Source organism: Actinomadura sp., assembly GCF_044508335.1.
In the GTDB taxonomy this organism is placed as follows: domain Bacteria; phylum Actinomycetota; class Actinomycetes; order Streptosporangiales; family Streptosporangiaceae; genus Spirillospora.
The window spans coordinates 89,879-97,460 of the sequence record NZ_JBIQHY010000014.1 but is presented as its reverse complement, the minus strand read 5'-3'; the positions used below and the strand labels follow the sequence as shown (position 1 = coordinate 97,460).

The 7,582-nt window shown below is 72.1% G+C and carries 11 protein-coding genes; 5 read left to right on the top strand and 6 right to left on the bottom strand.

Features of this window, described 5'->3' with window-relative positions; translation table 11 throughout:
* Positions 1–129: 129 nt before the first annotated feature.
* A complete protein-coding gene (locus ACIWVC_RS08390; RefSeq protein ID WP_396447988.1) occupies positions 130–540 on the bottom strand; it encodes an ATP-binding protein in 411 nt (136 codons plus the stop codon).
* Between the two features lie 214 nt (positions 541–754).
* Here ACIWVC_RS08390 and ACIWVC_RS08385 point away from each other — a divergent pair, with 214 nt between their 5' ends.
* The 3 genes from ACIWVC_RS08385 to ACIWVC_RS08375 all read left to right on the top strand — a co-directional run bounded on the left by ACIWVC_RS08385 (position 755) and on the right by ACIWVC_RS08375 (position 3,376).
* On the top strand, positions 755–2,134 hold the full coding sequence (locus ACIWVC_RS08385; RefSeq protein ID WP_396453961.1) for a sensor histidine kinase: 1,380 nt from the start codon (positions 755–757) through the stop codon (positions 2,132–2,134).
* A 62-nt stretch (positions 2,135–2,196) separates the two neighbouring features.
* On the top strand, positions 2,197–3,078 hold the full coding sequence (locus ACIWVC_RS08380; RefSeq protein ID WP_396453960.1) for an arylamine N-acetyltransferase: 882 nt from the start codon (positions 2,197–2,199) through the stop codon (positions 3,076–3,078).
* A gap of 100 nt (positions 3,079–3,178) precedes the next feature.
* Positions 3,179–3,376, top strand: coding sequence for a hypothetical protein (locus ACIWVC_RS08375; RefSeq protein WP_396447985.1), 198 nt, complete (start codon positions 3,179–3,181; stop codon positions 3,374–3,376).
* 4 nt (positions 3,377–3,380) lie between these two features.
* Here ACIWVC_RS08375 and ACIWVC_RS08370 read toward each other — a convergent pair whose 3' ends face one another.
* Together ACIWVC_RS08370 and ACIWVC_RS08365 are read right to left on the bottom strand one after the other, a co-directional pair.
* Entirely contained in the window at positions 3,381–4,154 is a 774-nt protein-coding gene (locus ACIWVC_RS08370) for an MgtC/SapB family protein (protein ID WP_396447984.1), read from the bottom strand.
* A gap of 118 nt (positions 4,155–4,272) precedes the next feature.
* On the bottom strand, positions 4,273–4,632 hold the full coding sequence (locus ACIWVC_RS08365; RefSeq protein ID WP_396447983.1) for a DUF3140 domain-containing protein: 360 nt from the start codon (positions 4,630–4,632) through the stop codon (positions 4,273–4,275).
* Between the two features lie 78 nt (positions 4,633–4,710).
* Between ACIWVC_RS08365 and ACIWVC_RS08360 the strand changes: the two genes are divergently transcribed.
* Positions 4,711–4,839: a hypothetical protein gene (locus ACIWVC_RS08360; protein WP_396447982.1), complete on the top strand. Its 129-nt coding sequence runs from the start codon at positions 4,711–4,713 to the stop codon at positions 4,837–4,839.
* On the opposite strand, the gene ACIWVC_RS08355 is transcribed toward ACIWVC_RS08360, so the two are convergent.
* Positions 4,781–5,656: a polysaccharide deacetylase family protein gene (locus tag ACIWVC_RS08355; RefSeq protein ID WP_396453959.1), complete on the bottom strand. Its 876-nt coding sequence runs from the start codon at positions 5,654–5,656 to the stop codon at positions 4,781–4,783. The genes ACIWVC_RS08360 and ACIWVC_RS08355 overlap by 59 nt on opposite strands.
* A 105-nt stretch (positions 5,657–5,761) precedes the next feature.
* Between ACIWVC_RS08355 and ACIWVC_RS08350 the strand changes: the two genes are divergently transcribed.
* Positions 5,762–6,592 carry a phosphoribosylaminoimidazolesuccinocarboxamide synthase gene (locus tag ACIWVC_RS08350; protein ID WP_396447980.1) on the top strand — a complete coding sequence of 277 codons (831 nt, stop codon included), beginning with the start codon at positions 5,762–5,764 and terminating at the stop codon, positions 6,590–6,592.
* Between the two features lie 28 nt (positions 6,593–6,620).
* Here the strand turns inward: ACIWVC_RS08350 and ACIWVC_RS08345 are convergent, their stop codons facing one another.
* Together ACIWVC_RS08345 and trxA are read right to left on the bottom strand one after the other, a co-directional pair.
* Entirely contained in the window at positions 6,621–7,010 is a 390-nt protein-coding gene (locus ACIWVC_RS08345; protein ID WP_396447979.1) for a YccF domain-containing protein, read from the bottom strand.
* Positions 7,011–7,100: 90 nt separating this feature from the next.
* Positions 7,101–7,415 (bottom strand): thioredoxin, encoded by a 315-nt coding sequence (gene trxA, locus ACIWVC_RS08340; protein ID WP_396453958.1) that lies wholly within the window; start codon positions 7,413–7,415, stop codon positions 7,101–7,103.
* Positions 7,416–7,582: the final 167 nt, after the last annotated feature.

Genomic DNA, 7,582 nt, shown 5'->3' with positions numbered 1-7,582 from the left:
AAGAAGGGCGCCCGAAAGAAGTCCGAATTCCGCTCCGCCAATCTCGCGAACCAGCGCCGCAACGCCCGGCGGATGCCGGCCCGGCAGCTCCAGCGCGGCCGGTGAGCGGCCGTTCCCGGCCCCGGCCCGCTACTCGGCGGCCGGGGCCGGGAACTCCGCCCACACCACCGTGCGCTCCCCTTCCGCCCGGAACCCCCACCGCGCCGAGAGCGCTTCCACGATCCGCATCCCGCGGCCGGTCTCCGCCTCGGCCTCGGCCTTCACGTGCGGCCGCCCGCCCGCCGCCCCGTCGTCGGAGACCTCCAGCCGGTACACCCCGTCCCCCGCCGTGAGGACGACCGTCACCCGCCCGCCCGCCAGCCCCGACGCCGTGTGCGTGACCGCGTTCGAGACCGTCTCGCTCACCACCACGACCAAGTCGTCCACCGCGGGCACTCCGGCCGCCAGTTCCCGAACGAAGCCCCGGGCGACCCCGACGGACCGCCGCACCCCCGGCAGCGTGATCTCGCCGAGCACCACGCGGCCCCGCGCTTCGCCCACAGCACCGCCTCCCCCGAGCCGGGCGGACCCGGCCACGGCAGTTCGCACCGCGTCCTCGACACCCACGCGACGGCTCCCTTCACGTCCGGAAAGTCGCCCGTCACCCCCGCTGTACGGTTCGGCCCCCGCCACCCGTTCACGCCCGCGGCCGCCCGTGACCCGTTGACTACTCTGAGCAGTGGGAAGTGACCGGGAGTGGCACGGGGGGTGAGCTGTGACGACGGAGCGACGGGACCGCGCCCGCCGGTGGCGGGAACGGATGCTGTTCTCCGTCCGCGGCCGCGCCACGGTCCTCAGCGCCGGGGTGTCCGCGCTGATCTTGACCCTGGTGTTCGTCCTGATGCTGCTCCTCGCGCGGGACTGGGCGGCGAACAGGGTCGCCCGGGAGGCCCAGCTGACGGTCGAGCGCATCGCGTTCAGCCTCGCCACCGGCGAGAACCGGGGCGAGCTCGCCCCGAGATCGCGCGAGGCGCCCCTGGTACAGGTCGTGAACCAAGATGGGCAGGTCCTGGCGGCCAGCAAGGACGCCGTGGGGCTCCCGCCTCTCGTGCAGGAGGAACTCCAGCAGCGCCTGGTGCTCATCGACGAGCAGGAATGCCCGGACTTCCTGGACGAGTGCGTGTGGGTGTTCGGCCTGCGCGTGCGGGAGTCGCCGTGGGGGGCGGGCGTGGTGATCGTCGCGGCCGCCCCGCTGCCGACCCTGCTGAGCGCGTGGCTGCTGCCGCTGACCATCGCCGCCGTCCTGAGCGCGCTCCTCGCCCTGATCACCTGGTGGACGTGGCGCACGGTCGGGCGGACGCTCGACCCGGTCGTCCGCCTCCGCAGAGAGCTCGCGGAGGTCGGCGCCCAGGGCCTGGACCGGCGCGTCTCCGTCCCGCCGACCGCCGACGAGATCCAGGGGCTCGCCGAGACGGTGAACGCCACGCTCGAGCGCCTGGAGGAGGCGTCCAACCGGGAGCACCGGTTCGTCTCGGACGCCTCGCACGACCTGCGGAACCCGATCACCGCCCTGCGGACGCGGCTGGAGGTCGCGCTGGACGAACCGGACGGCTACCCGTGGAAGACGATGGTCCGGTCCGCGCTGGCGGACGTGCAGCGGCTGAACGACATCGTCGCCGACCTGCTGGAGCTGTCCCGCCTCGACGCCCGCACCCCGCAGCCGGTCGAGCGGCTCGACCTCGCCGAGCTGGCGCGCCGCGAGCTGCCGCTGCACGGCGGCCGCGTCCCCATCGACGCCCGGCTGGAGCCGGGCGTCACCGTCACCGGGAACGGGGTGCGGCTGCACCGGGTGCTCGGCAACCTGCTGAACAACGCCGAACGGCACGCCCGGTCGCAGGTCGCGGTGACCGTGCGGCGGGACGCCGGCGACGCGGTCCTGGAGGTCGAGGACGACGGCCCGGGCGTCCCCGCGGAGGCCCGCGAGCGGGTCTTCGAACGCTTCGCGCGGCTCCCGGAGTCGCGCGCCCTCGACCCGCACGGCACCGGGCTCGGCCTGCCCATCGCCCGCGAGATCGCCGAGATCCACGGCGGGTCGCTGCGCATCGCCGACAGCCCGCGCGGCAGCCGGTTCGTCCTCCGCCTTCCGCTCAGCTGAAACCCGCCGGGAGGATCTCGGCCGCGTCGGTTGTTATCTCGTTTCATAAGTGAGAGGGAGTCATGAGCGAGGATCTGGGCTACGGGTGGGAGAGCGAACTGCTGGATCTGCCCGCGTACCTGAAGCGGACCGGATATGACGGCACTCTGGAGCCGACCGCGGCGACGCTGCGGGCGCTGCATCGTGCGCACGTCACGTCCATCCCGTTCGAGAACCTGGAGATCATGCTCGGCCGGCCGGTCGAGCTGTCGCTGGACGCCGTCCAGGCGAAGCTGGTCCAGCGGCCGCGCGGCGGCTACTGCTTCGAGCACAACCGGCTGTTCGCGGCGGTGCTGGAGAAGCTCGGGTTCGAGGTGACGGCGCTGCTCGGGCGGGTCATGCTGGGCGCGGCGAGCCTCCGGCCGACGACGCACTCGCTGCTGCACGTCCGCGCGCCCGGCGAGCCGCGCGACGAGCCCGGCTGGATGTGCGACGTGGGGTTCGGCGCCGGGCCGTTGGAGCCGCTCCGGTTCGTCGACGGCGCGGAGGCCGTCCAGGACGGCTGGGGCTTCCGGCTCCGGCGCGGCCGCACCATCCGGACGTGGAGCCCCCACACCGCCGGCTGGGAACTGCACCAGACCTCGGAGAACGGCTGGGTCCGGCGGCACATGTTCGCGATGAACGAGGCGCTCCGCATCGACTTCGACGCGCTCAACCACTTCGTCTCCACCAGCCCCCGGTCGCCGTTCACGGCCCGCCCGCTCACGCAGAAGTTCTCGTCCGACGCCCTCCGCGTGCTGGACGGGACGACGCTGACCGTCACCCGCCCCGGCGGCTCCCGCCACACGCGCGCGCTCAAGCCCGAAGAGCTGCCGGAAGTGCTGGCGAGGGACTTCGAGATCGTCCTGGACGGCGAGGACTCCGCCCGCCTCGTCGCGTTCGTCCGCGCCCGAACGGAGGGTTGAACCCCGCCGGCCGGGTATCGCCCCAGTTCGAGCCGTGACGGGTTCGAGCCGTGAGGGGTTCGAGCCGTGACGGGTTCGAGCCGTGATGAGGAGGATGCCGATGACCGAGCCGGACGCCGGCCGGAACGAGGCCGACAAGCCGCTCGCCGACCGGCGGGCCGAGGCGGGCGCGCCGCAGGACGCGGACGCCGACTTCGCCGACGAGCACACCCCGAGCCCGACCGACCCGGCGATCGCCGAGGCCGAGACCCCGGGCGGCGAGGACGAGGGCTACAGCCCGCAGACCGAGGTCCCCTGACGGCTCACTCCTCGTCGTCCTTCTCGGAGCCGACCGTGACGCCGATGACGTCGTCCAGCTCGCTCAGGTGCGCGGTGAGGTCCGGGATGGAGCCCGTGCCCTCCAGCACCACCGACACCACCGCGTTGCCGGGACGGCGCCGCTCGGGCGGTTCGCGCCGGTCGCGGCGCTCGTCCCGGCCGCGGTCGGAGTCGTCCGGCAGGTAGTCGCGGTCGACGTTGACCTCCAGGATCACGAACCCGCGCTGCGTGCACTCCATCAGGACCCGCCGCAGCGCACCCCGCCCGTCCCGGTAGACGAGCCGCATCCGGGCGATGCCCGCCGGGCGGAACCGGTGCAGCGGCAGCCGCCGCGTCACGGCGCTCAGCCCGTAGACGACGAGGAAGTGCATCGCCGTCACCGCGACCGCCAGCACCCACAGCCCGCCGCCCGCCGCCATGCCGACCGCCGCCGTCACCCACACGACCGCCGCGGTCGTCAGCCCGCGCACCGCGTCCCGCCGGACGAAGATCAGCCCGCCGCCGATGAACCCGATGCCGGACACGATCTGCGCCGCCACCCGCGACGGGTCGAGCGACACGTTCCCCGGGACGTTCTCGAACCCGTACTTGCTGACCAGCATGAACAGTGCCGCGCCGACGCCGACGAGGGTGTGCGTGCGCAGCCCCGCGCTCTTGTTCCGCAGCCCCCGCTCCAGGCCGATGGCGGCGGACAGCACCATCGCCAGCAGCAGTTCGCCTATCTCGACGAGTCCCTGGCCCGGCGACAGCTCGATCACTACTTGTCCCTACCCTCCCGCCGCGTCCCACAAGCCACGCATGTGCGGGCCGCCCCGGTCTGCCCCGGAGCGGCCCGCGAGCCTTCCGCCTAGTCGGGGTTCGGCGTGCGGTCGCCTCCTAGGCGCTGGACGGCTGGGGACGCAGCGGGTCGTGCCCCACGCTCATCAGCGCGTGCCGCCACTGCTCGTCCCGCTCCGCGTTCGGCGGGCGGTTCTCCAGGCGGTCCTCCACGAAGTCGACGACCTCCGCCATGAGCTCGGTGTCGCTCTCGGTCAGGTCGACCTTGCGCTTGCGCAGGATGTCGACCACGCGGGCGCCGAGCTCGTTGACCCCCGGGCCGGGACCGTCCGCGGGGAACGCCTCCTCGCCGGAGGCGTCCGTGAGCAGCCACGTCCGCAGCTCGTCGGAGGTCATGTTGACGAGCCGGTGGAAGTCCTCCCAGGCCAGCTCCGCCTCGGCCGGTATGCGATCGTTCATGGTAGCTCCCTGTCGGCTGTACACGCCCGCCCTACCCGGTCACCGGCGCCGCATTCGTACCCGCCCGGCATCCCGGCCGTGCTGCCCGGCGAGCGGATCACCGCGCCCGTCATGGACTACCTGCGCACCGGCGTCGACGGCGGCACGGTCATCCCGGACGGAGCGGACCCGGCGGTGAAGACGATGCGGGTGCTGATCGAGGACTGATGTAGTCCTCCAGACGCGCGACGGCGAAGCCCTGCTTCCCGATGCGCTTGAGCATGTGGGCGAACATCTCGGTCATCGTCTCGCCCTTGAGCTGCTCCGGCCCCCTGAAGTGGGCCAGCAGGATGTCACCGGGGTGCAGTTTCTTGTTGGCGTCGTCGTACTGCATGTCGTGGATCTGCATGGACGCGCGCCACATGACGATCCCGTCGATGCCGCACTCGCGGGCCGCCTGCTGCATGGCCCAGTTCCACCGGCCGTAGGGCGGCCTCAACAGGGTGGGTTCCGTCCCGTACTGCTTGGTCAGCGCCTCCTGCGCCCCGCAGATTTCGTGCTTCTGACCGTCCAACCCGAGCAGCGGCAGGACGGGATGGGCCAGCGTGTGGTTCTGGACGTGATTCCCAAGCGCCTGCAAGGGCTTGAAGTACGCGTAGTCGTCCCGGACGACGTCATCGGTGAGGAACATGGTGACCGGCACTTTGAGGTCGGTCAGCATCTGCACGAACCTGGGGTCCTTCTCCTGCCCGTCGTCGATCGTGATGAAGACGACCCGCTCCTCCGTCGGAACCCGGTCGAAGACCTTCACCGGCCCCTTCCCGCCGAGCTTGAGGGGCTTGTCCTCCGGCGGGGCGGGCGCCGGCGGCAGCGGCTTGAGCCCCCACCCGCGCCACACTGCGGCCTCGTCCCGCACGACGGGAGTCACGCTGGGCGCGGGCCGCGCGGGCGGCGCGGGCCGGGCCGCCCTGCCCTCGACGGCCGGCCGGCAACCCCCGAACGCCGCCACCAAGACGGCGACCGCCGCCACACGAACCGCCCGCACCCCGAAACCCTCCCCCGCCCGGCTGATCAAAACCTATCGGCCCTCGTGAGGCGGCCGGACACCGCTGTGCCAGACTCCTATCCGGCAGCCGAGACGAGGAGCGACATGGAGCTGATCCACTCCGGGAAGGTGCGGGACGTCTACGCGGACGGCGACGAGCTGATCCTGGTGGCGTCCGACCGGGTGAGCGTCTACGACGTCGTGCTCCCCACGGAGATCCCCGACAAAGGCAAGATCCTGACGCAGCTCTCCCTCTGGTGGTTCGAGCAGTTCGCCGACATCATCCCGAACCATGTCATCTCCGAGGACGTCCCCGCCGAATGGGCCGGCCGCGCCATCCGCTGCCGCCGGCTCTCCATGATCCCCGTCGAGTGGATCGCCCGCGGCTACCTGACCGGCCTCGGCCTCAAGGAGTACCAGAAGGACGGCACCGTCTCCGGCATCTCCCTGCCCCCCGGCCTGGTCGACGCCTCCCGCCTCCCGGAGCCGATCTTCACCCCGACCACCAAGGCCGCCGAGGGCCACGACGAGTTCATCACCTACGCCGACGTCGTGGCCGAGATCGGCGCCGACACCGCCGCCCGCCTCAAGGACGTCACGCTGGAGATCTACAAGCGCGGCGCCGCCCTCGCCGCCGAGCGCGGCATCATCATCGCCGACACCAAGCTGGAGTTCGGCCGCGCCGCCGACGGCACCCTCGTCCTGGGCGACGAGGTCCTCACCCCCGACTCGTCCCGCTTCTGGCCCGCCGACGAGTGGGAGCCCGGCCGCCCCCAGCACTCCCTCGACAAGCAGTTCGTCCGCGACTGGAGCAGCACCCTCGACTGGGACCGCACCCCGCCCGGCCCCGCCATCCCCCAGGACGTCGTGGACGCCACCCGGGCCCGCTACATCGAGGTCTACGAACGCCTGACCGGCACCCCCTGGCCCTCCTGACGGCGGACGGTTCCGGCGCCGCCGGCGGTCAGAAGCGGGCGGGGTCGCTGGAGGAGACGATGTCGTGGCCGAGCGGGGTCAGCGAGATCGGGATCAGCTTGAAGTTCGCGACGCCGAACGGGATGCCGATGATCGTGAGGCAGAGCAGGACCCCGGTGACGAGGTGGCCGAGGGCCAGCCACCAGCCCGCGACGATGATCCAGATGACGTTGCCGATGAGGGAGCCGACGCCCGCGCCGCGCTTGGGGACGGTCGTGCGGCCGAACGGCCAGAGCGCGAAGGCCGCGATGCGGAACGACGCGATGCCGAACGGGATCGTGATGATGAGGACGCAGCAGATGATCCCGGCGAACACGTAGCTCAGCGCCAGCCAGAACCCCGCCAGAACCAGCCAGATGACGTTCAGCAACGTCCGCACGAGGGCCCTCCCGACACCGGCGCCATTGACGTCGAGCATAGATCGCCGGGCGGGAGGGCCGTCGCCGATCCGATCAAGTCCGCCGGGGCGTCAGAAATGGCCGTCCAGGGCGGCGAGGAGGGCGCGCTTGGGCTTGGCGCCGACGATCTGCCGGACGACCTCGCCGCCGCGGTAGAGGTTGAGCGTGGGGAAGCCCAGGACGCCGTAGCGGGTCACGATGTCGGGGTTCTCGTCGCCGTTGAGCTTCGCGACGGTCAGCCGGTCGCCGTGCTCCGCGTCGATCTGGTCAAGGATCGGCGCGATCATTTTGCAGGGCGGGCACCAGTCCGCCCAGAATTCGACCAGTACCGGCTTGTCGGCGCGGAGCACCTGCTCGTCGAAGTTCGCGCCGGTCAATGTGATCATTCGTCGCCTCCGTGGAGAGGGCGCAGCCCGGGCAGGCCCGCGCCAGCTGGCCGGCCACGTCCGCGCGCAGGCGGATCAGCGCGCGGATCTCGGCGTCGATCTCCGCGAGCCTGCGCTGGTAGACCGCGACGGACTCGGGGCAGGACGCCCCGTCGGCATGGCCCGCG